At 74.1% G+C, this 22929-nt stretch carries 26 protein-coding genes and 1 riboswitch; of the genes, 12 read left to right on the forward strand and 14 right to left on the reverse strand.

The window, feature by feature from the left end:
* Positions 1-73 precede the first annotated feature (73 nt).
* Together AC0IVP_RS10590 and AC0IVP_RS10595 are read left to right on the forward strand one after the other, a co-directional pair.
* Positions 74-814 carry an SDR family oxidoreductase gene (locus AC0IVP_RS10590; RefSeq protein ID WP_471756481.1) on the forward strand — a complete coding sequence of 247 codons (741 nt, stop codon included), beginning with the start codon at positions 74-76 and terminating at the stop codon, positions 812-814.
* Positions 815-952: 138 nt separating this feature from the next.
* Entirely contained in the window at positions 953-2074 is a 1122-nt protein-coding gene (locus tag AC0IVP_RS10595; protein WP_056295244.1) for an NDMA-dependent alcohol dehydrogenase, read from the forward strand.
* 105 nt (positions 2075-2179) lie between these two features.
* Here the strand turns inward: AC0IVP_RS10595 and AC0IVP_RS10600 are convergent, their stop codons facing one another.
* Positions 2180-2449, reverse strand: coding sequence for a DUF2277 domain-containing protein (locus AC0IVP_RS10600; protein WP_471756483.1), 270 nt, complete (start codon positions 2447-2449; stop codon positions 2180-2182).
* Between the two features lie 91 nt (positions 2450-2540).
* Positions 2541-3731 (reverse strand): acyl-CoA dehydrogenase family protein, encoded by a 1191-nt coding sequence (locus AC0IVP_RS10605; RefSeq protein WP_471756485.1) that lies wholly within the window; start codon positions 3729-3731, stop codon positions 2541-2543.
* Between the two features lie 61 nt (positions 3732-3792).
* Between AC0IVP_RS10605 and AC0IVP_RS10610 the strand changes: the two genes are divergently transcribed.
* The 5 genes from AC0IVP_RS10610 (at position 3793) to AC0IVP_RS10630 (ending at position 8082) form a co-directional block, all read left to right on the forward strand.
* The gene (locus tag AC0IVP_RS10610; RefSeq protein WP_471756487.1) at positions 3793-4380 is read left to right on the forward strand and encodes a TetR/AcrR family transcriptional regulator; all 588 of its coding nucleotides are present in this window, start codon (positions 3793-3795) and stop codon (positions 4378-4380) included.
* Between the two features lie 250 nt (positions 4381-4630).
* On the forward strand, positions 4631-5752 hold the full coding sequence (locus AC0IVP_RS10615) for a FecCD family ABC transporter permease (protein WP_471756489.1): 1122 nt from the start codon (positions 4631-4633) through the stop codon (positions 5750-5752).
* Positions 5749-6840: a FecCD family ABC transporter permease gene (locus AC0IVP_RS10620; protein WP_471756491.1), complete on the forward strand. Its 1092-nt coding sequence runs from the start codon at positions 5749-5751 to the stop codon at positions 6838-6840. Before AC0IVP_RS10615 ends, AC0IVP_RS10620 begins: the two co-directional genes overlap by 4 nt.
* A 16-nt stretch (positions 6841-6856) precedes the next feature.
* A complete protein-coding gene (locus AC0IVP_RS10625; protein WP_056295255.1) occupies positions 6857-7690 on the forward strand; it encodes an ABC transporter ATP-binding protein in 834 nt (277 codons plus the stop codon).
* A gap of 101 nt (positions 7691-7791) precedes the next feature.
* Positions 7792-8082: a DUF1540 domain-containing protein gene (locus AC0IVP_RS10630; protein WP_056295258.1), complete on the forward strand. Its 291-nt coding sequence runs from the start codon at positions 7792-7794 to the stop codon at positions 8080-8082.
* A gap of 25 nt (positions 8083-8107) precedes the next feature.
* On the opposite strand, the gene AC0IVP_RS10635 is transcribed toward AC0IVP_RS10630, so the two are convergent.
* From AC0IVP_RS10635 to AC0IVP_RS10655, 5 genes are all read right to left on the reverse strand, one after another.
* On the reverse strand, positions 8108-8536 hold the full coding sequence (locus AC0IVP_RS10635; RefSeq protein WP_056295261.1) for a hypothetical protein: 429 nt from the start codon (positions 8534-8536) through the stop codon (positions 8108-8110).
* Positions 8537-8601: 65 nt separating this feature from the next.
* Entirely contained in the window at positions 8602-8928 is a 327-nt protein-coding gene (locus tag AC0IVP_RS10640; RefSeq protein ID WP_056295263.1) for a putative quinol monooxygenase, read from the reverse strand.
* Between the two features lie 225 nt (positions 8929-9153).
* Positions 9154-11010, reverse strand: coding sequence for a BCCT family transporter (locus AC0IVP_RS10645; protein WP_235564771.1), 1857 nt, complete (start codon positions 11008-11010; stop codon positions 9154-9156).
* 219 nt (positions 11011-11229) lie between these two features.
* Positions 11230-12264 (reverse strand): iron-siderophore ABC transporter substrate-binding protein, encoded by a 1035-nt coding sequence (locus AC0IVP_RS10650; RefSeq protein WP_056295267.1) that lies wholly within the window; start codon positions 12262-12264, stop codon positions 11230-11232.
* 97 nt (positions 12265-12361) lie between these two features.
* Positions 12362-13348, reverse strand: coding sequence for an acyl-CoA dehydrogenase family protein (locus tag AC0IVP_RS10655; protein WP_200938858.1), 987 nt, complete (start codon positions 13346-13348; stop codon positions 12362-12364).
* Between the two features lie 44 nt (positions 13349-13392).
* Here AC0IVP_RS10655 and AC0IVP_RS10660 point away from each other — a divergent pair, with 44 nt between their 5' ends.
* Together AC0IVP_RS10660 and AC0IVP_RS10665 are read left to right on the forward strand one after the other, a co-directional pair.
* Entirely contained in the window at positions 13393-14298 is a 906-nt protein-coding gene (locus AC0IVP_RS10660) for a mechanosensitive ion channel family protein (protein WP_056295273.1), read from the forward strand.
* Positions 14295-14798 carry a hypothetical protein gene (locus AC0IVP_RS10665; RefSeq protein WP_471756493.1) on the forward strand — a complete coding sequence of 168 codons (504 nt, stop codon included), beginning with the start codon at positions 14295-14297 and terminating at the stop codon, positions 14796-14798. Before AC0IVP_RS10660 ends, AC0IVP_RS10665 begins: the two co-directional genes overlap by 4 nt.
* Positions 14799-14810: 12 nt before the next feature.
* Here AC0IVP_RS10665 and AC0IVP_RS10670 read toward each other — a convergent pair whose 3' ends face one another.
* From AC0IVP_RS10670 to AC0IVP_RS10680, 3 genes are read right to left on the reverse strand one after another with little or no spacing between them, the layout of a single operon-like run.
* Complete coding sequence (locus tag AC0IVP_RS10670; protein ID WP_471756495.1) at positions 14811-15827, reverse strand: zinc-binding dehydrogenase; 1017 nt, start codon at positions 15825-15827, stop codon at positions 14811-14813.
* Between the two features lie 37 nt (positions 15828-15864).
* Positions 15865-16191 (reverse strand): Sec-independent protein translocase subunit TatA, encoded by a 327-nt coding sequence (tatA, locus tag AC0IVP_RS10675; RefSeq protein ID WP_471756497.1) that lies wholly within the window; start codon positions 16189-16191, stop codon positions 15865-15867.
* 40 nt (positions 16192-16231) lie between these two features.
* A complete protein-coding gene (locus tag AC0IVP_RS10680) occupies positions 16232-16654 on the reverse strand; it encodes a MarR family winged helix-turn-helix transcriptional regulator (RefSeq protein WP_056295281.1) in 423 nt (140 codons plus the stop codon).
* An 84-nt stretch (positions 16655-16738) separates the two neighbouring features.
* Here AC0IVP_RS10680 and AC0IVP_RS10685 point away from each other — a divergent pair, with 84 nt between their 5' ends.
* From AC0IVP_RS10685 to metX, 3 genes are all read left to right on the forward strand, one after another.
* Entirely contained in the window at positions 16739-18529 is a 1791-nt protein-coding gene (locus tag AC0IVP_RS10685; RefSeq protein ID WP_471756499.1) for an ABC transporter ATP-binding protein, read from the forward strand.
* 43 nt (positions 18530-18572) lie between these two features.
* A riboswitch (SAM riboswitch) is annotated at positions 18573-18690 on the forward strand.
* A 45-nt stretch (positions 18691-18735) separates the two neighbouring features.
* Positions 18736-20028, forward strand: a complete 1293-nt coding sequence (locus AC0IVP_RS10690) for a bifunctional o-acetylhomoserine/o-acetylserine sulfhydrylase (RefSeq protein ID WP_471756501.1) — start codon at positions 18736-18738, stop codon at positions 20026-20028.
* Positions 20029-20032: 4 nt separating this feature from the next.
* Entirely contained in the window at positions 20033-21142 is a 1110-nt protein-coding gene (gene metX / locus AC0IVP_RS10695) for a homoserine O-acetyltransferase MetX (RefSeq protein ID WP_056295290.1), read from the forward strand.
* 73 nt (positions 21143-21215) lie between these two features.
* Here metX and AC0IVP_RS10700 read toward each other — a convergent pair whose 3' ends face one another.
* The 4 genes from AC0IVP_RS10700 to AC0IVP_RS10715 are packed head-to-tail and all read right to left on the reverse strand — an operon-like array spanning position 21216 to position 22928.
* The gene (locus tag AC0IVP_RS10700) at positions 21216-21707 is read right to left on the reverse strand and encodes a hypothetical protein (protein WP_056295295.1); all 492 of its coding nucleotides are present in this window, start codon (positions 21705-21707) and stop codon (positions 21216-21218) included.
* Entirely contained in the window at positions 21704-22066 is a 363-nt protein-coding gene (locus AC0IVP_RS10705; protein ID WP_056295298.1) for a response regulator, read from the reverse strand. Before AC0IVP_RS10705 ends, AC0IVP_RS10700 begins: the two co-directional genes overlap by 4 nt.
* On the reverse strand, positions 22063-22542 hold the full coding sequence (locus AC0IVP_RS10710) for a chemotaxis protein CheX (protein ID WP_056295300.1): 480 nt from the start codon (positions 22540-22542) through the stop codon (positions 22063-22065). Before AC0IVP_RS10710 ends, AC0IVP_RS10705 begins: the two co-directional genes overlap by 4 nt.
* A complete protein-coding gene (locus AC0IVP_RS10715; protein ID WP_471756503.1) occupies positions 22539-22928 on the reverse strand; it encodes a response regulator in 390 nt (129 codons plus the stop codon). Before AC0IVP_RS10715 ends, AC0IVP_RS10710 begins: the two co-directional genes overlap by 4 nt.
* Between the last annotated feature and the right edge of the window lies 1 nt (position 22929).

Raw genomic sequence — 22929 nt, forward strand, 5'->3', positions numbered from 1 at the left:
ATCCCCCGCATACAGCTGGAGCCGCCACCGGTATGCGAGGGATCCCATGCCGAGGCCGCGGGAGCATGGGGGCATGACCCGACCCCTCACCGTCGTCACCGGCGGCAGCCGCGGCATCGGCGCCGCCACCGTCGCCGCGCTCGCCCGGGTCGGACACGACGTGGTCGTCGGCTACCGGGCCGACGGGGACGCCGCCGCCCGGGTGGTCGCCGACGCCGAGGCGGCCGGGGCGCGGGCCGTGGCGGTGCGGGCCGACGTCACCGACCCCGACGACGTCGACCGGCTCTTCGACACCCCATTGGGCACGGTCACCGGCCTGGTCGCGAACGCGGGCCTCACCGCGCACCTGGGCGACCTCGCCGACACCCCCGTCGACGTCGTCCGCACCGTGCTGGACACCAACCTGCTGGGCGCGGTGCTGTGCTGCCGCCGAGCCGCCCAGCTGCTGTCCACCGACCGCGGCGGACCCGGCGGCGCCATCGTCTGCATCTCCTCCTCGGCGGCGACCCTGGGCTCCCCGCACGAGTACGTGCACTACGCCGCGGCCAAGGCCGGCGTCGACGCACTCGTCGTCGGGCTGGCCAAGGAGCTGGCCACCGCGGGCGTGCGGGTCAACGGGGTCGCCCCCGGCCTGGTGCTCACCGACATCCACGCCGGCGCCGGGGACGCCGACCGCCCCACCCGGGTCGTCGCCCGGGTCCCGATGGGCCGGGCCGGGGAACCGGCCGAGATCGCCCCCGCCGTGGTCTGGCTGATGGGCCCCGACGCCGGCTACACGACCGGCACGGTGGTCCGGGTGGCGGGCGGTCTCTGACCCTCCTGCGTTGCTCGACGTTGCAGTCCCGGAGATGCCCAGGTGACCGGGGTCACCACGACTCAACGGATGCGTTTATGGTCACACCTGCACGTGGCACCAGGTGCCACCCAGTTCGAGCGAAGCACAGGAGCAACGATGCCCACCACCACTCGCGCCTCGATCATCCGTTCGTCCCCCGGGTCCTACGAGACCGTCACCCTCGAGCTCGACGACCCGCGTCGCGGCGAGGTCCAGGTCAAGCTGGCCGCCTCCGGGCTGTGCCACTCCGACGACCACCTCCAGACCGGCGACCTGCAGGTCATGACCTACCCGTTCTGCGGCGGCCACGAGGGCTCCGGCGTCATCACCAAGGTCGGCCCCGACACCCCCGGCTTCGAGGAGGGCGACCACGTCGTCTTCTCCTTCGTCCCCTCCTGCGGCCAGTGCATGGCCTGTCGCCGCGGCGACTTCAACCTCTGCGACAAGGGCGCCCTGCTGCTCGTCGGCTCCCGCGCCGACGACGCCGAGGACTTCCGGATGAAGCTCGACGGCGAGAACGTCGGGCAGATGTGCGGCATCAGCACGTTCTCCGAGTACACGACCGCCGACGTCGCCTCGGTCATCAAGATCGACAAGGACATCCCGCTCAAGTCCGCCGCCCTCGTCGGCTGCGGCGTGCCCACCGGCTGGGGCACCGCGGTCGAGGCCGGCGGGGTCAAGCCCGGCGACGTCGTCATCGTCATGGGCATCGGCGGCATCGGCATCAACGCCGTCCAGGGCGCCAAGCACGCCGGCGCGACCAGCATCATCGCCGTCGACCCGACCCCCTTCAAGCGCGAGATGGCGCAGGAGTTCGGCGCCACCGACGTGTTCGAGGACATGGACCAGGCCACCGCATACGCCCAGTCGATCACCCAGGGCCAGGGCGCCGACGTCACCCTGATCACCGTGGGCGTGCTCAAGCCCGAGCACCCCGCCCAGGGCCTGGCCTCCATCCGCAAGGGCGGCACCGTCGTCGCCACGGGCCTGGGCGCCATGACCGACATGTCCCCGATCTCGATGTTCGACCTGACCCTCATGCAGAAGCGCCTGCAGGGCGCGATCATCGGCGCCCAGTCGCCACACTCGGACATCCCGAAGCTCCTGCGCATGTACCAGGCCGGCCAGCTCAAGCTCGACGAGCTGATCACCAAGGAGTACACGCTGGACCAGGTCACCGAGGCCTACGAGGACATGCACGCCGGCAAGAACATCCGCGGCGTCATCGTCTTCGACTGAGGAAGGACCTCGTCGCCCCCCGCACCACGCTCCGCGCGGTACGGGACCCTGCGACGAGGCCGTTCCAGCACGTCACCTGAGGGCCCGGGACCACGTCCCGGGCCCTCAGCGTGCGTAGCGGGCTGCGGCCTTCTCGCGGGCGCGGGCGGCGAGGACCTCGCGGTCGCGCGGGGGTGCCGACGTCGTCAGGTCGTCCAGCAGGTGCCGGGTGGCGTGCGCGATCTCGGCCACCGCCCGGTCGAAGGCCTCCTGGTTGACCTGGGAGGGCTTCACCGACCCGGACACCTTGCGGACGAACTGCAGCGCGGCGGCGTCCACCTCGTCGGGCGTGGTCTCCGGTTCCAGGTTGTGCAGGACCCTGATGTTGCGGCACATGCCCCCGGACCCTAGGTGGAGTGCCCCGGCGCAGGGAACCTCCACCAGGGCACTCCACCGGGGGACTCCAGCAGGGCACTCCAGCGGCGGCTCAGGCGAGGGCGAACTCGGCGGGTGCGACCGCCGTGGTCACCGCACCGCCCTTGGCCAGCGCACGGCTGATCACCAGCCGCTGGATCTGGTTGGTGCCCTCGAAGATCTGCATCACCTTGGCCTCGCGCATGTACCGCTCGACCGGGAAGTCCCGGGTGTAGCCGGCCCCGCCCAGCACCTGGACGGCGTCGGTGGTCACCTTCATCGCGTTGTCGGTGGCCACAAGCTTGGCGATCGAGGCCTGCTGGGAGTAGGGCAGGCCGGCGTCCTTGAGCCGGGCGGCGTGCAGCGTCACCGCCCGCGCGGTCTCGACCGCGGCGGCCATGTCGGCGAGCAGGAAGCCCAGGCCCTGGTGCTCGATGATCGGGACGCCGAAGGTCTCGCGCTCCTTCGCGTAGGCCAGCGCGTCGTCCAGCGCGCCCTGCGCCAGCCCGACGGCGACGGCGGCGATGCCCAGCCGGCCGGCGTCGAGCCCGGCCAGCGCGATCGGCAGGCCCATGCCCTCCTCGCCCAACCGGCGGTCGGCCGGCACCCGGACGCCCTCGAAGCGCATCGTGGCGGTGGCCTGGGCGGTGAGGCCCATCTTGCGCTCGGGCGGCGCGGCGCTGAGGCCCTCGCTGTCGGCGGGGACCAGGAAGCAGGAGATGCCGCGCGAGCGGTGGTCGCTGGTGCGGGCCATCACCTTGTAGAAGTCGGCGTGCCCGCCGTGGGTCACCCAGGCCTTCTCCCCGGTCAGCACGTAGTCCCCGCCGTCCCGGACGGCGGTGGTGCGCATCGCGGCCGGGTCCGAGCCGGCGTGCGACTCCGACAGGCAGTAGGCGCCCAGCTGCTCCCCGCCCAGCATCCCCGGCAACAGGCGCTGCTTCTGCTCGTCGGTGCCCTGGGTGACCAGGCCGAAGCAGGACAGCCCGTGCACGCTCACGCCCACCCCGACGCCGGCCCAGACGCGGCTGATCTCCTCCAGCACCTGCAGGTACACCTCGTAGGGCTGAGCGCCGCCACCGAACTCCTCGGCGTAGGGGAGGCCCAGCAGCCCGGCGCGGCCCAGGGTGGCGAACACCTCGCGCGGGAACACCTCGTCGGCCTCGGCGGCGACCACCCGGGGGGCGAGCTCGGCGCGGGCGATGTCGCGGGTCAGCTCGAGGAGGTCGGCGGCCTCCTGGGTGGGGACCAGACGCTGGACCGGCATTGCGGGCACCTCTCATCAGTACTGCAGGATGGCGTGCAGTACAGAAGATAGCCTGGACGACGTGACCACGGCCAGGCTCGCGACCCGCGGCCCCGCGCGCCGCGAGGCACTGCTGGACGAGCTGGTCGACGTCTTCCTCACCGAGGGATTCGCCACCTTCACCCTCGACGAGCTGGCTCGGCGACTGCACTGCTCCAAGTCCACGCTCTACGCCGTCGCCGGGAGCAAGGAGCAGCTGGTGGTGGCCGCGGTCCGCCGCTTCTTCGCCCGGGCCACCCTCGCGGTCGAGTCCCGCGCCGCCGAGCCCACCGACGCCGGTGAGCGGCTGCACGCCTACCTGCTCGCGGTCAGCGACCAGCTCCGCCCGGCCGGTCCCGCCTTCTTCGCCGACCTCGCCGCGTTCCCGCCGGCCGCGGAGGTCTACGCCCGCAACACCCGCACCGCCGCCCGACGCGTCCAGCAGCTGGTCAGCAACGGCGTCGACGCCGGCACGGTCCGCCCGGTGCACGCCTCCTTCGTCGGGGCCGCCGTCGCCCAGGTCATGGCCGCCATCCACTCCGGTGAGATCACCGCCGCCACCGGCCTGGACGACGCCGCCGCCTACGCCGAGCTGGCCGACCTCGTCGTCGCCGGCCTGCGCCGCCCCTGACCCCCCGACCGCCCCCTGGGGCAACGTCCGGTTCCCTGGCTCGACCTGGGCCACCGGACGTGGAGCCGCGCCGTGTCCCGGCTCAACGTCCGGCGAAGCGGGTGGACACAGCCCACCGGACGTTGACCGGGCTGGCGGGGAGTGGCGGTGCGCACACTCGGCTTGACCTCGGCCGCGGCCCCAGAGGTAAGGTGAGGCTTACCGATCATGGTCCTGAGGGCCGTGCCCCGCCGCCCCCAGGAGACCGTCCGTGGCCCAGCGCTCCACCGCGCCGTCCTCGGCCGAGCCCTCGGCAGGCGGGACCCGGGCGCCCGCGCCGGAGGACCTGGCCCGCGAGCAGAACACCGAGCAGCGACGCCGCGGACTGCTGCACGGCCCGGCCACCCGACTGGGCGGCCTCTGGCTCCTGCTCGTCCTCACCGTGGTGGTCTGCGCGCTGAGCATCGCCGTCGGCACCCGCTCGATCGGGCTGGGCACCGTCTGGCAGGCCCTCACCGACAGCTCGCTGCCCGGCGACGAGGGCGTCGTCATCCGCGAGCTGCGGGTCCCCCGCACCCTGCTCGGCATCCTGGTCGGGCTCTCGCTCGGCGTCGCCGGCGCGCTCATGCAGGGCCACACCCGCAACCCACTCGGCGACCCGGGCCTGCTCGGTGTCGCCGCCGGCGCCTCGGCCGCGGTCGTGCTGGCCATCTTCGTGCTGGGCGTCTCCACCCCGTCGGGCTACGTCTGGTTCGCCTTCGCCGGCGCCCTGCTCGGCAGCGTCGCGGTCTTCGCGATCGGCTCCAGCGGACGCGGCGGGGCCACCCCGGTGAGCCTGGCGCTCGCGGGGGCCGCCATCTCCGCCCTGCTGTACGCCCTGGTCCGCGCCGTGCTGGTCAGCGACCAGCAGACGCTGGACAGCTTCCGCTTCTGGGTCGTCGGCTCGCTCGCCGGCCGGGACAGCTCGATCGCCTGGCAGGTGCTGCCCTTCATCGCCGTCGGGCTGCTGCTGGCCGTGGTCAACGCCCCCGCCCTGAACCTGCTCGGCCTCGGCGAGGACGTCGCCCGCGGGCTCGGTCAGAACGTGTTGCTGGCCCGCACCACCGGCATCCTGGCCATCACCCTGCTCACCGGCGCCGCCACCGCCGCCTGCGGGCCCATCGGCTTCGTGGGCCTCGTCGTCCCGCACGTCGCCCGGGCCATCACCGGCCCCGACCACCGGTGGCTGATCCCGTACTCGGGGCTGCTGGGCGTGGTCCTGCTGCTGGTCGCCGACGTCGTCGGCCGGGTCGTCGTCCGCCCCGGGGAGCTGCAGGTCGGCATCGTGCTGGCCCTGGTCGGCGCACCGTTCTTCATCGCCCTGGTCCGTCGCAAGAAGATGAGCGCGCTGTGACCGCCACGATCAGCACCCGCGCGCCCGAGCGCCGCCCCGACAAGCGCCGCACGCTCCGGATCGGCCCGCTGTCCGGCGTCGTCCGCAGCCGCCAGCTGCTGCTGCCGGTGGTCACCGCCGTCGTCCTGGTGCTGATCAGCGCGCTCAGCATGGGACGCGGGGACTACCCGATCGGCCTGGTCGACGTGCTGCGCACGGTGGTCGGGGCCGGAGACCCCACCCAGCAGTTCATCGTCACCGAGCTGCGTGCCCCGCGGATCGTCGTCGGCGTGCTCGTCGGGCTCGCACTCGGCGTCTCCGGCGCCCTCATCCAGACCTTCGCCCGCAACCCGCTGGCCTCCCCGGACACGCTGGGCATCAACGCCGGCGCCTCGGCCGCCGCGGTCGCCGTCATCGTCATCGGCGGTGGCTCCTCAGCCGCCGGCGGGCTGCTGGGCGGACTCGGGCTGCCGGTCGCCGCCCTGGCCGGCGGCCTGCTCACCGCGCTGCTGATCTTCGTGCTGGCCTGGCGCGGCGGCGTGGACGGCTACCGGCTGGTGCTGGTGGGCATCGGGCTGGGTTCCGTCGGCTACGCCCTCGTCGACTGGCTGCTCACCCGCTCCGACATCCAGGACGCCGCCGCGGCCACCGTCTGGCTCACCGGCTCGCTCAACGGCCGCAGCTGGGACCAGGCCTGGCCGCTGGCCACCGCGCTGCTGCTGCTGGTGCCCGTCGCGCTGGCGCTGTCCCGGGTGCTCGGCGTCCTCCAGTTCGGCGAGGACACCGCCCGCGCGCTCGGCGTCCGGGTCGGGCTGGCACAGGCCGTCGTGGTCCTGGTCGCCGTCGCGCTGGCCGCGGTGTCCGTGGCGGCTGCCGGGCCGGTCCAGTTCGTCGCCCTCGTCGTCCCCCAGGTCGCCGTCCGGCTGGCCGGGGGTTCCCGCCCGCCGCTGCTGGCCTCCGGCCTGCTCGGGGCCCTGCTCGTCGTCGGCGCGGACCTGCTGGCCCGCACCGTGCTGCCCATCGCGCTGCCCGTCGGGATCGTCACCGCGGTCATCGGCGCCCCCTACCTGCTCTGGCTGCTCGTCCGCGGCCGCCGCTCGATCACCTGAGAGAGAAGGAGCCGACATGACAGCGACCCTGGCCCACCCGGCCACCGGCACGACGTCCCGACCGCAGGTGCGGTTGGCCGCCGAGCAGGTGCGGCTGGCCTACGGCGAGCACGTCGTCGTCGACTCCCTGGACCTCGAGCTCACCGACGGCTCGTTCACCGCCATCGTGGGCCCCAACGGCTGCGGCAAGTCCACCCTGCTGCGCGCGCTGGGCCGGCTGCTGCGGCCCAGCTCCGGGCAGGTCGTGCTGGACGGCCGGCCGATCGCCAAGACCCCCACCCGGGAGGTCGCCCGGGTGCTGGGCCTGCTGCCGCAGACCCCGATCGCCCCCGAGGGCCTCACCGTGGCCGACCTGGTCGCCCGCGGCCGGCACCCGCACCAGTCCTGGCTGCGCCAGTGGTCCCGGGACGACGAGGCCGTCGTCGCCGAGGCGCTGAGCTGGACCGACATGACCGACCTGGCCGACCGCCCGGTCGACGCACTGTCCGGCGGCCAGCGCCAGCGGGCCTGGATCTCGATGGCCCTGGCGCAGGGCACCGATCTGCTGCTGCTCGACGAGCCGACCACCTACCTGGACCTCTCGCACCAGATCGACGTCCTGGAGCTGGTGGCCCGGCTGCACGCCGAGCGCGGCCGCACCGTGGCCGTGGTGCTGCACGACCTGAACCTGGCCGCCCGGTACGCCCAGCGCCTCATCGCCATGAAGGACGGCGTCATGGTCGCCTCCGGCACCCCGGCCGAGGTGCTCACCGAGCAGCTGCTGGACGAGGTGTTCGACCTCGAGGCGCGGGTCATCCCGGACCCGGTCTCCGACACGCCGATGGTCGTCCCGGTCCGTCGCATCCGCTGAGGCGGAAGCCCAGCTCAGCGGCCTGTCGACTCCTCCGACCGGGTGGTGAGGCGAGGCTCAGTTGGCTGGCGGGCGCCCGCGCGGGCTGTCACCGTGACCCCATGACCACCACCCAGGAGATGCCCCAGGTCCAGGACTGCTCGGTGAGCAGCTGCTCCTACAACGCCGACGCCGGCTGCCACGCGGGCGCCATCACCATCGGCGGCGACCACGCCCACTGCGGCACGTTCGTGGAGATCTCGTTCCGCTCCGGGATCGAGCGCACCGGCGTCGTCGGGGCCTGCCACCGCACCGAGTGCGTGCACAACGAGAAGCTCGAGTGCGGCGCGGCGTCCGTGCAGGTCGGTTCGGCCGCCGACAAGGCCGACTGCCTCACCTACTCCGCCCGCTGACCCCCGCCGTCCCCTCGCGGGGCGGTCAGGAGAGCAGGGGCTGCAGGGCGTCCGCGTCCGGCAGCCGCTCGAGCTCCACGGCGCCGTCCGCGCCCACGCGCAGGACGGCGTCCGCGACGGCGAGCACGGCCACCGGGTCGACGTCGTCCACGACGACGGTCGCCCCCCGGCCGGCCAGGGAACGGAGCCCGGACAACGCGGTCCGGCGCTCCGATGCCCCCAGGCCGTCGGTGAACCGCGAGACCAGCACGACCGGTGCCCGGACCGCCTCGGCGGCCTCGAGCCGTGCCGCGAGCGTGTCCTGCGCGTGCGCCTCCAGGCGCACCACGGACAGGCTGGCGTGACCGCCGGCGCAGCGGGCCGAGTCCTCGTCCAGCGCGGCGCACACGGCAGCGCGGACCGGGGCCGGGCCCAGCAGGGCGACGACGGACGAGACGGGCAACCTGAGCGACACGGACGACCTCCAGAGCGAGTGAGGTCAGGCTAACCTGACCCCACCGCCCTGTCGAGGAGTCCGGCTCACTCCCGGGGCGAGACCTCGCCCATGGCGCCCCAGGTGTCCTGCCCGACCTCGACGTTGATGATCTTCGGGGTGTCGGTGACCAGGTACGACATCTCGTCGATCGCCTTCTGGAAGTGCGGCTCGGCCACGTGCGCCTCGCCGGCGGCGCCGTCGGCGAAGGCCTCCAGCAGCACGAACGTGTTCGGCTCCTCCAGGCTGCGGGACCACTCGAAGAACACGTTGCCCGGCTCCGCCCGCACGGCGGCGGTGAACTCGGCGGTGACGCGCTCCCACTCCTCCAGCCTGTCGGGACGGACCGGGAACTTCACGGCGATGAAGATCATGGCCCCATCGTCACCGACGCCTCGGCGTCCCGCAGGCCGGCCGGGGTGACCGGGAGGGGGTGCCCGGGCCGGCGAGCGTGGATCAGGGGCGTACAGCAGAGTCCGTCCTCCCCCACGACATCTCGTGGGGGAGGACGGACTCTGATCAGGGACCCTGATCCACGCTCCGGTGCGGGTCGCGGGCAGGGCCACCCGCCGTGCGGAGGGTGTCGCGGGGGCGGTCGGTCAGTCGCGCGGCTCCTGCGGCCGGCCCGCGCCGACCCGGTCGCTGCCGGTCACCGGCACATCGGTCGGCGCCGGGACCGGGGACCCCACCGAGGCGGCCGTGTTGGCCTGCCCGGTGCGCGCCTGCACCGTGCGCGAGGGGGTCGGGCCGTCGGCGACGCCGTCGCCGTCCTCGTCCGGGGCGTGCTGCACGCTGAGGACGAAGTCGTCCCCGTGCGTGGTGAGCCCGTGGACGACGGCCTGCTCGACCGCCTCGGTGGCCACCACGCCGCGCAGCACCATCGGGTCGGTCCGCAGGTCCTTGGCGAGGGAGAACGCCAGCCCGACCATGACGATGGCGAAGGGCAGTGCCGCGATGATCGTCAGGTTCTGCAGGCCGGTGAGGGCCTCGTCCCCGCCGACCAGCAGCATGATCGCGGCCACCGAGCCCATGACGACGCCCCAGAAGACGACGACCCAGCGGGAGGGCTCGAGGGTCCCGCGCTGGGACAGCGAGCCCATCACGATCGAGGCGGCGTCGGCGCCGGAGACGAAGAAGATCGCCACCAGCACCATGACCAGCACGGTCGCGACGCTGGCCAGCGGGTACTGCTGCAGGACGCCGAAGAGCTGCCCCTCGCTGGTCGACTGCCCGGCGACGTCGGTGCCGCTCTGCTGGGCGGCGATGCCGGCCCCGCCGAAGACGGCGAACCAGACCAGGCTGACGACGCTGGGGACCAGCAGCACACCGGTGACGAACTGGCGGATGGTGCGGCCGCGGGAGATGCGGGCGATGAAGAGCCCGACGAACGGGGTCCAGCTGATCCACCAGGCCCAGTAGAAGACGGTCCAGCCCTGCAGCCAGGTGGCCATGGCGTCGCCGCCGGAGGCCTCGGTGCGGGCGGCCATCTCCCCCAGGTCGGAGAAGTAGCTGCCGATCGCGCCCGGGATGAGGTTGAGGATCAGCACGGTCGGGCCGACGACGAAGACGAAGACGGCCAGGATGAGCGCCAGCACCATGTTGGTGTTGGACAGCCACTGGATGCCGCGGGACACCCCGGAGACCGCGGAGGCGACGAACGCCATGGTCAGCACGGCGATGATGACGACCAGGACGCCGTTGCCGACGTCACCGGCCCAGCCCAGGATCTCCACGCCCGACCCGATCTGCAGGGCGCCGAGGCCCAGCGAGGCGGCGGAGCCGAAGAGGGTGGCGAAGATGGCCAGGACGTCGATGACCTTGCCGGCGGGGCCGCTGGTGCGCTTCTCGCCGAAGAGCGGGGCGAAGGCGGCGCTGATCAGCTGCTTGCGGCCGCGGCGGAAGGTGCCGTAGGCGATGGCGAGCCCGACGACGGCGTAGATGGCCCACGGGTGCAGGGTCCAGTGGAAGAGCGTGGTGGCCATGGCGGTGGACACGGCGTCGGGCGTCTCGGCCTCGACGGTGCCCGGCGGCGGGGACACGTAGTGCGACAACGGCTCGCTGACACCGAAGAACATCAGGCCGATGCCCATGCCGGCGCTGAACATCATCGCGATCCAGGACACGGTCCGGAACTCGGGGCCCTCGTCGTCGCGGCCCAGTGGGATGCGGCCGTAGCGCGAGGCGGCCAGCCAGATCACGTAGACGACGAAGCCCGACGCGATGAGCACGAAGAACCAGCCCAGGTTGGACTCGATCCAGCCCAGGGCGGTGCCGCTGGCGTTGCCCAGGCCCTGGGGGGCGGCGAAGCCCCAGGCCACGAAGGCCAGTGCGATGACGGCGGCGACCCCGAACACGACGGTGTCCAGGTGGCCCTTCTCGTCGGCCCGGGCGGGCGGCGGTTCGGCGATCGCGGGGTGGCCCCCGGTGTCGGTCGGCTCTCGGTCGGTGGTCGTCACAGGCAGGCGTGGCGCACGGTCTCGGCGCCCCTCCGTTCAGTCTCGGGGACAGGGGACGGCCCGCGCCGGGGTGGTGCCTCGGCGGGGCCGACCACCCACCGTCCGCCCCACCTGCCCCAGAAAGCAAACCGAGAACCGCCGGTGCAACCCGATCGAGACACGGCGACGCCCCGCCCGGCGGGTGCCGGACGGGGCGTCGGGGAACCCGCCGGGGGGGGGTCAGGCGGGGACGATCTCCTGCAGCTGCGGCAGCAGGGCCTCCAGCGCGAACGGCACGCTGAGCACGTCGTTGTAGCTGATGGCACCGCCCTCGGCGGAGGGGTCCAGGTACAGCACCCGGCCCGCGGCGACGGCCGGGACCGCGGAGAACACCGGGTCGGCCTCCAGCTGGCTGCGGGTCTCCGCCAGGTCGAACAGCGCCGGGACGACGACGAGGTCGGCGTCGAGCAGGTCGGCCTGCTCCGCGGAGACGGTGGTGAAGAAGGAGTCGGTCTCCAGGGCCGAGACCGCGTCGGTGAGCTCGAAACCCAGGCTGCGCAGGAACTCCACCCGGGTGTCACCGGCGACGTAGACGCCGTAGCCACCGGCGCCGGTGGTGTCGGGCACGACGACGGTGACGGTCGAGCCGGTGAACTGCGGGTTGGCCTCGGCGGCGTCGGCGAGCTGGGTGTCGACGTCGTCCAGGAGCGCCTGCGCCTCGTCCTCCAGGCCCAGGGCCTGCCCGATGGCCAGGGTGGCCTCCTCGCGGCCGACCAGGAAGGGCGCCGAGCCCTCGGGTCGGGCCAGGACCGGGACGACGCTGGAGAGCTGGTCGTACTCCTCCTGCTCCAGCCCGCTGCCCACGGCGATCACCAGGTCCGGCTCGAGGGCCAACACCTCCTCCAGCGAGGGGGCGGCGGCGACCGGGAAGACCTGGATGTCCTCGGCGGTGGCGGCCGGCTCCTCCTGGGCCCAGGGACCCAGGGCCGGGACGGCGGCGTCGGGGAAGGTGGCGAACTCCTGGAAGGCGACCGGGGTGACGCCCAGGGCGAGCACGGTGTCGACGTCGGTGTAGCCGGTGACGACGACGCGCTGGGGCTGCTCGTCGATCGTGGTCTCGCCGAACGCGTTCGGGATGGTCACCGGGAAGGCGCCGTCCGAGGACGACCCGCTGTCGGGGGCGGCGACGTCGGAGCTGTCCGAGCTGCCACCACAGGCGGTGAGCGTCAGGGCAGCAGCCGCGGTGAGCGCGGCCAGGGTGGTGCGGCGGGACATGCGGTTCCTCACGGTCGTCGACAGGTGAGGACAGCCTCACCTGACCGGGCCATCGCGAGAAGGGCCTCCGGCCCGTCGAGACCCGATCGTGACGCGCTCAACCACCCAGCCGGTGCAGCAGCGCCGTCCGGATCGCGGGCCGGGACCCGAAGACCAGCAGGAACAGCGCCTCCCGGGCCAGCCGCTCGACCGGGTGCCCCCGGGACACCGACCGGCTGCCCGTGGCGACGGCGAGCAGCCCGGTGGCCCGGTGCGCCAAGGCGGCGGCCGCGGCCCGGGCGTCGGGCAACCCGTCCGGGCCGGCGGCGTCCAGCTGGGCGCGCACGTCGGCCAGGTCGGCGTCCAGGCTGGGCAGCTCGGCCAGCCGGGCGCACCGCGCGGTGAGCCCCAGCGCCAGCGAGCCGTTGAGCCGCAGGCCCGCGGGGTCCCCGGCCTGCCAGCGGTCCAGCGGCACCGAACGGACCAGCCGCGACACGGGCACCGCGTGCCCGGTCAGCCGCAGTCCCACCGTGGAGCTGGCCTGCACCGCGACCAGCTGCTGGGGGACGACGTCCAGCCCGTCGCCGGCCACCGCGTCGACGAGCAGGAAGTGCACGACGTCCGCGGCGTCCCGGGCGGCGACCAGCACGACGTCCACGTGCGCCCAGCCGGTGACCCAGGGGACGCCGCCGTCGAGCACGAACACGTCGCCCTCGCGCCGGGCGGTGATCGCCGGCGGCCCCGGCCGGGTCGCGGCCAGCAGTGCGATGCCCGAGCGGACCCGGCCGGCGCACAGGTCGGCCAGGAACCCACCGCGCAGCGGCTCCGGCGCCTCGGCGATCATCCCGGGGGCGAGCAGGTGCTGCAGCCAGACGAACGTGGTGGACAGGTCCCCGCCGGCCAGCGCCTCGACGACGCCGTGCACCGTCGCGCGGTCCGCGGCCAGCCCGCCGGCGGAGACCGGGCCGGTCAGGCCGTAGAGGCCGGCGTCGGCCAGGGCGTCCAGGTGGGCCCCGGGCACCTCGCCCGCAGCGTCCACGGCGCCCGCGGCGGGGAACAGGAGGTCGTCGGCCAGGGCCCGCGCGCGGGCGACGATGTCGGACACCCGCACATGCTCCCCCGGGGTCCCGACCTGCACACTGGGCAGCGATGGACCTCCTCGCGATCGCGCCGCTCACCGACCTGACGAACTGGGTCCGCGGCCGGGGCCTGGCGGTGCTCCTGATCGTGCTGGGCTCGGTGCTGCTGGCCCGGTTCGCCACCTGGGTCGGCGGGCGGATCACCGCCCGGATCGACGCCAGCGCCGGTGGTTCCGACGCCCTGGTCCGGTCCGAGGCCGCCAAGCACCGGCACTCGCTGACCCAGGTGCTGCAGTGGGTCGCCGTCGTCGTGATCTACACCGTCGCGACCGTCACCGTGCTGTCCACCCTGGGCCTGCCGGTCACCAGCCTGGTCGCACCGGCCACCGTGCTCGGTGTCGGGCTGGGCTTCGGCGCGCAGCGGATCGTGCAGGACGTGCTGGCCGGGTTCTTCCTGATCACCGAGCGGCAGTACGGCTTCGGCGACGTCGTCTCCATCGCCGTCGTCGGTGGCGGGGACCCGGCCGAGGGCACCATCGAGGACGTCACGCTGCGGATCACCCGGATGCGGTCGGTCGACGGCGAGGTCGTCATCGTCCCGAACGGGCAGATCGTGAAGGTCGTGAACCTGTCCCGCGACTGGGCCCGCGCCGTCATCGACGTGCCGGTGCCGGCGACGACCGACGTCACCCACGTGCAGGACGTGCTGCGCGAGGTCGGCGAGCAGGCCTTCGCCGACGAGCGGCTCAAGCGCCTGCTGCTGGACACCCCCAGCGTCATGGGCGTCACCAGCCTGGGCCTGGACGAGGTCAACGTGCGGATCGTCGCGCGCACCCTGCCCGGCAAGCAGTTCGACGTCGGCCGGGACCTGCGGTCCCGGATCGCGCTGGCGTTCCGCCGCGAGGGCATCGTCGTGCAGCCGCAGCTGCCCGAGGAACCCGTCACCCGCCACGACCCGCGCGAGGTGTCGTCGTGACCGACGCCTCCGGTCGGCAGCCGACCACCCCCGTCCCGCAGCTGACCACCGAGCCGGTGGCCCGGCGGGCCCGGATCTGGCCGAGGAAGGTGCCGGCCCGGATCGGCCGCGCCCGCACCTCGACCGTCGTGCTCGCCGTGCTGTTCCTGGGCCTGTTCGTGCTGTGGATCGGCGTCCGGCCGGCGAACACCGACGGGGTGCCCGCGACCCCGGCGAGCTCGACGACCGGGGTCGAGCAGCCGGCCCCGACCACCGAGCCCCCGGCGACGACGTCCGAGCCGGCGCCCACGTCGACAGCGGAGGAGACCACGACCACCCCGCGCACGACGACGTCCCGGCCGACGACCACGGCGCCGACGACGACCACCGACGAGGACGAGCCGACGTCGACGCCGACGACCACCGCGCCCGAGCGGACGACGGCGGCGCCCAGCACCACCCGCCCGGCCCCCACGACCACCGCGCCCGCACCGACGTCGGCCGCCGACCCGACCGACTGAGCGACCGCCCGGTCAGAACCGGGTGACGACCGTGACCCCGGGGGTGCGGCCGACGTCGACCAGGGCCTGACCGGCCTCGTCCAGGCTGATCTCGCGGGTGACCAGGTCCTGCGGGCGCAGTCGGCCGGCGGCGATCATCGACAGCATCGCCGGGTAGTCGTGGGCGGCCATCCCGTGGCTGCCCAGCACGGCGAGCTCCCGCGCTACCACCAGCTCCATCGGGACGACGGCCCGCCCGGCGGCGGGTGGCAGCAGCCCGACCTGCACGTGCCGGCCGCGCGGGCGCAGCGAGCGGATGCCGGCCTCGCAGGTGGCCGGGGAGCCCAGACAGTCCAGCGCGACGTGCGCGCCCCCGCCGGTCAGCTCCGCGATGCCGGCCGGGTCGGCGAGCACGTGCTCGGCGCCCATCGCCGCGGCCAGCTCGCGGGCCCCGGGCGAGGGGTCCACCGCCACCACCCGCGCACCGACGGCGACGGCGACCTGCACCGCGGACAGCCCGACGCCCCCGCAGCCCAGGACGGCGACCCACTCCCCCGGCGCGACCCGGCCCACGCCGGTGACCGCCCGGAAGGCGGTCGCGAACCGGCAGCCCAGCGCGGCGGCGGTGCTGGACGGCAGGTCCTCCGGCAGCGCCACCAGGTTGACGTCGGCGGCGTCCAGGGCGACGGCCGAGGCCATCGAGCCCCAGTGGGTGAAACCGGGCTGGGTCTGGCGCAGGCACACCTGCTGGTCGCCGTCCCGGCAGGGCGGGCACGTGCCGCAGGCGCAGACGAACGGCGTGGTGACCCGGTCCCCGACCGACCAGCTGCGCACCCGGTCACCGACCGCGACGACGGTGCCGGCCAGCTCGTGACCGGGCACGTGCGGCAGGACGACGTCGGCGTCGTGGCCGGACCAGGCGTGCCAGTCGCTGCGGCAGACCCCGGTCGCCCCGACCTCGACCACGACCCCGTCCGGGGCGGGCGTGGGGTCGGGCACCTCGCGGACCGTCAGCGGTCCGCCGAACTCCTCGAACACCAGGGCGCGCACGCACCCACCCTGCCCGACCCGTGCCGGGACGGGGAGATCAGGAGGTGGCGTGGGTGGGCTGCGCCTCGGCGTGGGCCCGGGCCGCGCGGGCGCGGGCCTCGAGCGCGGCGGTCTCGGCCGCCGTCGCCTCCCGCTCGAGGGCCGCTGCGTCGACCGGGGCCTGGACCGGGGCCGAGACCGGGGCCGGCACCGGCGTGGCCGGGGACGACGCGCGGGCGTCGTCGTCCTTCATGCCGCCCATCTCGCCCTTGAAGATGCGCAGCGACCGGCCCAGGGAGCGGGAGGCGTCGGGCAGCTTCTTGTAGCCGAAGAGCAGGAAGACGGCCAGCACGATCAACGCGATCTCGGCGGCACCCAGGTTCATGCCCCCAGGGTGCCCGCTCCGGCTGTGGAGCAGCTGGACGTCAGGTGTCCACGAAGCGACGGAGCAGCCGGGCCAGCTCGGCGCGGTCGTCGGCCGGCAGCCGGGACAGCGCCTCCCGGGCGTCGGCGGCGCGGGCCGCGCGGACCTCGGTGAGCACCCGGGAGCCCTCCTCGGTGAGCCGGACCAGGACCGCCCGCCGGTCGGTGGGGTCCGGGACGCGCTCGACCAGGCCACGCCCGGCCAGGCCGTCGACCACCTCGGTCGCCGACCGGGGGGCGATGTGCAGCGACTCGGCCAGCCCGGACAGCCGCAGGCCCTCCGCGCGGGCGACCACCATCAGCGCCCGAACCTGGTGCGGGGAGAGGTCCCAGGGCTCCAGCGCCTCGCGCCAGCGGCCGCGCAGCGACCGGGCGGCCCGGACGATCAGCTCACCCAGGTCGTCGTCGGGGGCGGGGGCGGACACGGCGGGAATGCTAACGGACTTGCCGTTGCTACCTCACCGTGAGGTAACCTCAGCATCGTTCCACCGACAGAGAGGGGGACGTGGATGCCACGCCCCGAGGGCCGGCCCGACCCGGCAGACGAGACCCAGCTCGAGCGCTCCCCCGTGTCCCTGCGACGCGTGCTGGCGCTCTTCGCCCCCCACCGGCTCCAGGTGGGCACCGTCATGGCGCTGATCGTGCTCAGCTCGCTGATCGCCCTGGCCACCCCCTTCCTGGTCCGCACCGTCATCGACGACGCGCTCCCGCACGCCGACGTCCGGCTGCTCGCCTGGGCCGTGGCCGGCATGGTCGCCGTCGCCGCGTCCACCGCACTGCTCGGCGTCGTCCAGACCTGGCTGTCCACCACCGTCGGCCAGAAGGTCATGCACGGCCTGCGGACGTCGGTCTTCACGCACCTGCAGCGCCAGTCGCTGGGCTTCTTCACCCGCACCCGCGGCGGTGAGGTGCAGTCCCGGCTGACCAACGACATCGGCTCCATGCAGTCGGTGGTCACCTCGACCGCCACCAGCCTGGCCTCCAACGCCACCACCGTCGTCGGCACCGTGGTCGCCATGGCCGCGCTGAGCTGGCGGCTGTCCCTGCTGTCCCTCGTCGTGCTGCCGCCGGCGATCTGGCTGACCCGCAAGGTCGCGCTGATGCGCCGCGAGGTCACCGGCGAGCGCCAGCGCCGGATGGCGGACATGCAGACCCAGGTCGAGGAGGGGCTGTCGATCTCCGGCGTCCAGCTCGGCAAGACCCTGGGCACCGGCCCGGCGCAGTCCCAGCGCTTCGCCCGCACGTCGGAGGAGCTGGTGGCCCTCGAGGTCCGCTCCCAGCTGGCCGGCCGCTGGCGGATGGCCTCGATGAGCATCGTGTTCGCCGGGATCCCGGCGCTGATCTACCTCGTCGCCGGCCTGCCCGCGACGTCGGGTGGCATGACGATCGGCACGCTGGTCGCCTTCACCGCCCTGCAGGGGACCCTGTTCCGCCCGCTGATGGGCCTGCTGGACGTCGGCGGTCAGCTGATCACCTCGATGGCGCTGTTCAGCCGGGTCTTCGAGTACCTGGACCTACCGGTGGACATCGACGACCCGGCCGAGCCCGTCGCCCTGCCGCACGTGCGCGGCGAGGTCCGCCTCGAGCACGTCGGGTTCTCCTACGACGGCGCCCGCGCCGCCCTCACCGACGTCGACCTGGTCGTCCCGGCCGGCAGCACGCTGGCCCTGGTCGGCGAGACCGGCTCGGGCAAGTCGACGCTGGCCTCGCTGGTGTCCCGGCTCAACGACGTCACCACCGGCCGGGTGACCATCGACGGCGTCGACGTCCGCGACCTGTCGCTGGCCGAGCTGGCCCGGGTGGTCGGCGTGGTCAGCCAGGAGACCTACCTGCTGCACACCACGATCCGGGAGAACCTGCGCTACGCGAAGCCCGACGCCACCGACGCCGACATCGAGCAGGCCGCCCGGCGCGCCCAGGTGCACCAGGTCATCGCCGCGCTGCCCGACGGCTACGACACCATGGTCGGCGCCCGCGGCCACCGGTTCTCCGGCGGGGAGAAGCAGCGGCTGGCCATCGCCCGCACACTGCTGCGCGACCCGCGGGTGCTGGTGCTCGACGAGGCCACCAGCGCGCTGGACAACGAGACCGAGCGCGCCGTGCAGGCCGCCCTCGACGAGGTCGCCCGCGGCCGGACGACGATCACCATCGCCCACCGGCTGTCCACCGTCCGGGACGCCGACACCATCGCGGTGCTCGACGCCGGGCGGGTGCTCGAGCAGGGCAGCCACGACGAACTGGTCGCCCGCGGCGGCCGGTACGCGCTGCTGGCCGGGGGCACGGCGGCCGTCCCCGCCTGACCCAGGGTGACGCGGGCCGCCGGGTCGTCCTACGATCGTCACGGCTCACGAGAGGCAGCGACAAGCACCTGGCTGGCTGCCCGGCAACCGCTACTCCGTCTGCGGTGCTCCAGGGGAAGAGCCGGTGTGGACGGCGCCCGCCGTCCGCGCAAGCGACGGAGTGCCCGTACGCCCGGGCCCTCCCGATCACCAGGAGGACGTGGCGCATGACCGACCCCAGCGGCTGGAGCTTCGAGACCCGGCAGATCCACGCCGGAGCGAGCCCCGACCCCACCACCGGCGCCCGCGCGCTGCCCATCTACGCGACGACCAGCTACCAGTTCCGCGACAGCCAGCACGCCGCGGACCTGTTCGCCCTCGCCGAGATGGGCAACATCTACACCCGCATCATGAACCCGACGCAGGACGCGCTGGAGCAGCGCGTCGCGTCGCTGGAGGGCGGTGTCGCCGCCCTCGCCGTCTCCTCCGGGCAGGCCGCGGAGACCCTGGCGATCCTCAACCTGGCCGAGGCCGGGGACCACGTCGTGGCCTCGGCGTCGCTGTACGGCGGCACGTACAACCTGCTGCACCACTCGCTGCCCAAGCTGGGCGTGACGGTGTCCTTCGTCGAGGACCCCGACGACCCGCAGGCCTGGCAGGCCCTCGTGCAGGACAACACCCGCGCCTTCTACGCCGAGACGATCGGCAACCCCAAGGGCGACGTCCTGGACATCTCCGCGGTCAGCGAGGTCGCGCACCGCAACGGCGTGCCGCTGATCGTGGACAACACGATCGCCACCCCGTACCTGATCCGGCCCATCGAGTTCGGTGCCGACGTCGTCGTCCACTCGGCGACGAAGTACCTGGGCGGGCACGGCACCGCCGTGGCCGGCGTGATCGTCGACAGCGGCAACTTCGACTGGACCGGGGGCAGGCACCCCATGTTCACCACCCCGGACCCGACGTACAACGGCGTGGTCTACGCCGACCTCGGCGCCCCGGCGTTCGCGCTCAAGGCCCGGGTGCAGCTGCTGCGCGACCTCGGCCCGGCCATCTCGCCGTTCAACGCCTTCCTGGTGGTGCAGGGCATCGAGACCCTGTCGCTGCGCCTGGACCGGCACGTGGCCAACGCCCAGCGGGTCGCGGAGTGGCTCGAGGCCCGGGACGAGGTGGAGTCCGTGCACTACGCCGGGCTGCCGTCCTCCCCCTGGCACGCGGCCGGCAAGAAGTACGCCCCCAAGGGGACCGGCGCCGTGCTGGCGTTCGAGATCGTCGGGGGCGTCGCCGCCGGCAAGGCGTTCGTCGAGGCCCTGGAGCTGCACAGCCACGTCGCCAACATCGGCGACGTGCGCAGCCTGGTCATCCACCCGGCGTCCACCACGCACTCCCAGCTGACCCCCGAGGAGCAGCTGACCGCCGGCGTCACCCCGGGCCTGGTGCGCCTGGCCGTGGGCCTGGAGGGGATCGAGGACATCCTCGCCGACCTCGACGCCGGGTTCCGCGCGGCGAAGAGCGCCTGAGCCGGTGACGGGGGTCCGGGAGACCGCTGCCCGGGCCCCCCACCGCTCCGGCGGCTGGGTCGAGGGGGACCCGGTCGGCGACCGGCGCTTCGTCGACCTCGGGCCGCTGGACCTCGAACGCGGGGGTCAGCTGCCCGAGGTCCGGGTCGCCTACGAGACCTGGGGGACGCTCGCGCCCGACGGCGCCAACGCCGTGCTGGTCGAGCACGCGCTCACCGGCGACAGCCACGTCGTCGGGACGACCGGCCCCGGGCAGCCGACCCCCGGCTGGTGGGACGGCCTGATCGGGGACGGCGCACCGCTCGACGGGCGGTTCGTGGTCTGCGCCAACGTGCTCGGTGGCTGCCAGGGCACGACCGGGCCGTCGTCCCCGGCTCCGGACGGGCGCCCGTGGGGCTCCCGGTTCCCGGAGCTGACGATCCGCGACCAGGTCGCGGTCGAGGCCCGGCTGGCCGACGCGCTGGGCGTGGGCACCTGGTCGGCGGTGATCGGCGGCTCGATGGGCGGCATGCGCGCCCTGGAGTGGGCGGTCGCGCACCCGCAGCGGGTGGAGCGGCTGTTCTTCCTGGCCTCCGGGGCGGTGGCCACCGCCGACCAGATCGGCACCCAGACGACCCAGCAGGCCGCCGTCACCACCGACGTGCGGTGGGCCGGCGGCGACTACGCCGCGGGAGAGGGCCCGGTCGCGGGCCTGGGCACCGCCCGGCGCATCGCGCACCTGACCTACCGCAGCGCCGAGGAGCTGGAGACCCGGTTCGCCAACACGGTGCAGCCCGACGGCCGGTTCGCGGTGGCCAGCTACCTGGACCACCACGCCGACAAGCTGGCCCGCCGCTTCGACGCCGGCAGCTACGTGGTGCTCACCCAGGCCATGAACACCTGGGACGTCGGCCGGGGCCGCGGGGGCGTGGAGGCGGCACTGTCCCGGGTGACGGCGCGGGCCGTCGTGGCCGGCATCGACTCCGACCGGCTGTACCGGGTCCAGGAGCAGCAGCGGGTCGCCGACGCGCTCGGCGTGCCGCTGCGGGTGGTGACCTCGCCGTACGGGCACGACGGCTTCCTGGTCGAGGTCGACGCCGTCGGCGCGCTGGTCCGCGAGCTCTTCGCCGACTGAGGCCACGCCGACTGAGGCCACGCACGGACGTGGACCAGCCCCGAGGGGGACTGGTCCACGGCCGTGCAGCGGATCAGGCCAGGACGACCGACAGCCCGCCCGAGCCGTAGCCGGCGACGGCCACCTCGAGGTCGATCCGGTTGGTGGAGGCGGTCAGCCCGGCGATGTCCCCGGGCAGCGGCTGCCCCGGGGGCACCAGGGTGTCCAGCTTGGAGTGGGTGACCCCACCGGCGTTGAGCAGCGCGGCGGCCACGTTGACCACCTCGTGCAGCACCTCGACGTGCATGTCGGACAGCTCGCCCTCGTCGACGGCGTCCTCGAGGCCGCCCTTGGGCAGCAGCGCGAGGGCACCGGCGCACCAGGCGGCCAGCGGCAGGTCGACCAGGCAGATCGCGGTCACCCGCGAGGTCGGGTCCACGTAGACGGCGACCGCGGCGGGACGCGACGGCGTGGGGGTGACCGGCGCGCCGGGGCCCACGGTGACGTCGCGGCCCAGCAGGCCCTCGAGCAGGTCGCGGACGTCCTTGGGCGTGGGCAGCGAGGTCGCGGCGACGGCGGAGGTCACGCGAGCACCCCGTCCAGCTGGTCGCGGAAGGTGTCGGCGGTGAACGGCTTGGCGATGAGGAACAGCGCCCCGGCCTCGGAGGCGGTCTCGCGCATCTCCGGCGAGCCCTCCGAGGTGACGAACCCGAACGGGACGGCGGAGCCCTGCGCCCGCAGCGCCCGCAGGCACTCGATGCCGGTCATCTCGGGCATGTTCCAGTCCGACAGGACCAGGTCCGGGGACTCCTCGGCGACCTTCTCCAGGGCGTCCTTGCCGTCGACGGCCTCGACGACGTCGACGTCGTCGTAGCCGGCCTGACGCAGGGTGCGGATGACGATCTGCCGCATGACACGGCTGTCGTCGGCGACCAGGATCTTCACAGCGGGACCTCCGTGGTGGTGAGCTCAGGGGCCTCCGTGGCGCCCTGGACGGTGATGGCGATCGGGTGGCCGCGCCAGCTGACGGCGACCGTGGAACTGCCCGGGCGGGCGGGCGGCGGCGTGCCCGTCTCCGGCAGACCGAGCACCGAGGGGCCCGGCAGCAGGGACTTCACGTTGCCGCCGAGGATGTTGGCCAGCTCGCGGAGCACGTCGTCGACGTCCTCGGCCTCGGGCTCCTCGTCGGGGCGCAGCTGGAGCACGGCGCGGGTCAGGTCGTCGGTGGCCGACGGGCTGCAGGTCAGCACGACGGCGCCGTTCCAGGGCCCGGTCACGGTGACCCAGGCGCTGGTGCCGGCCGGGGCGGACCCGCCGTCGGGGACGAGCACCTCGTCGGCGCCGACCATGGCGCTCCAGACCTCCCCGGCGACGTCGGTGACGGTCTCGACGGTGATCAGCTCGGCGATGGTGGCGGTCATGCCGGCACCTCGCTGGGGGTCGGGAGCAGGCCCAGCAGGGACAGCTTGTCGGCGAACGCGTCGGGGGTGAAGGGCTTGATGACGTACTCGTGCGCACCGGCGGCCAGCGCCCGGACGATCTGCCCGTGCTCGCTCTCGGTGGTCACCATCATCAGCGTCACCGAGCGCCAGGACGGGTTGGCCCGGACGGCGGAGACGAACTGCAGCCCGTCCATGACCGGCATGTTCCAGTCGATGCAGGCCAGGTCGGGGACCCAGCCCTCCTCGAGCACGTCCAGGGCCTCGCGGCCGTGGCCGGCGGGTCGGGTCTCGTAGCCGAGCCCCTCCAGGATGGAGCTGACGATCCGGCGCATCGCGCGGGAGTCGTCGATCACGAGCGCTCGCATG

The organism is Klenkia sp. AC732 (assembly GCF_979256525.1).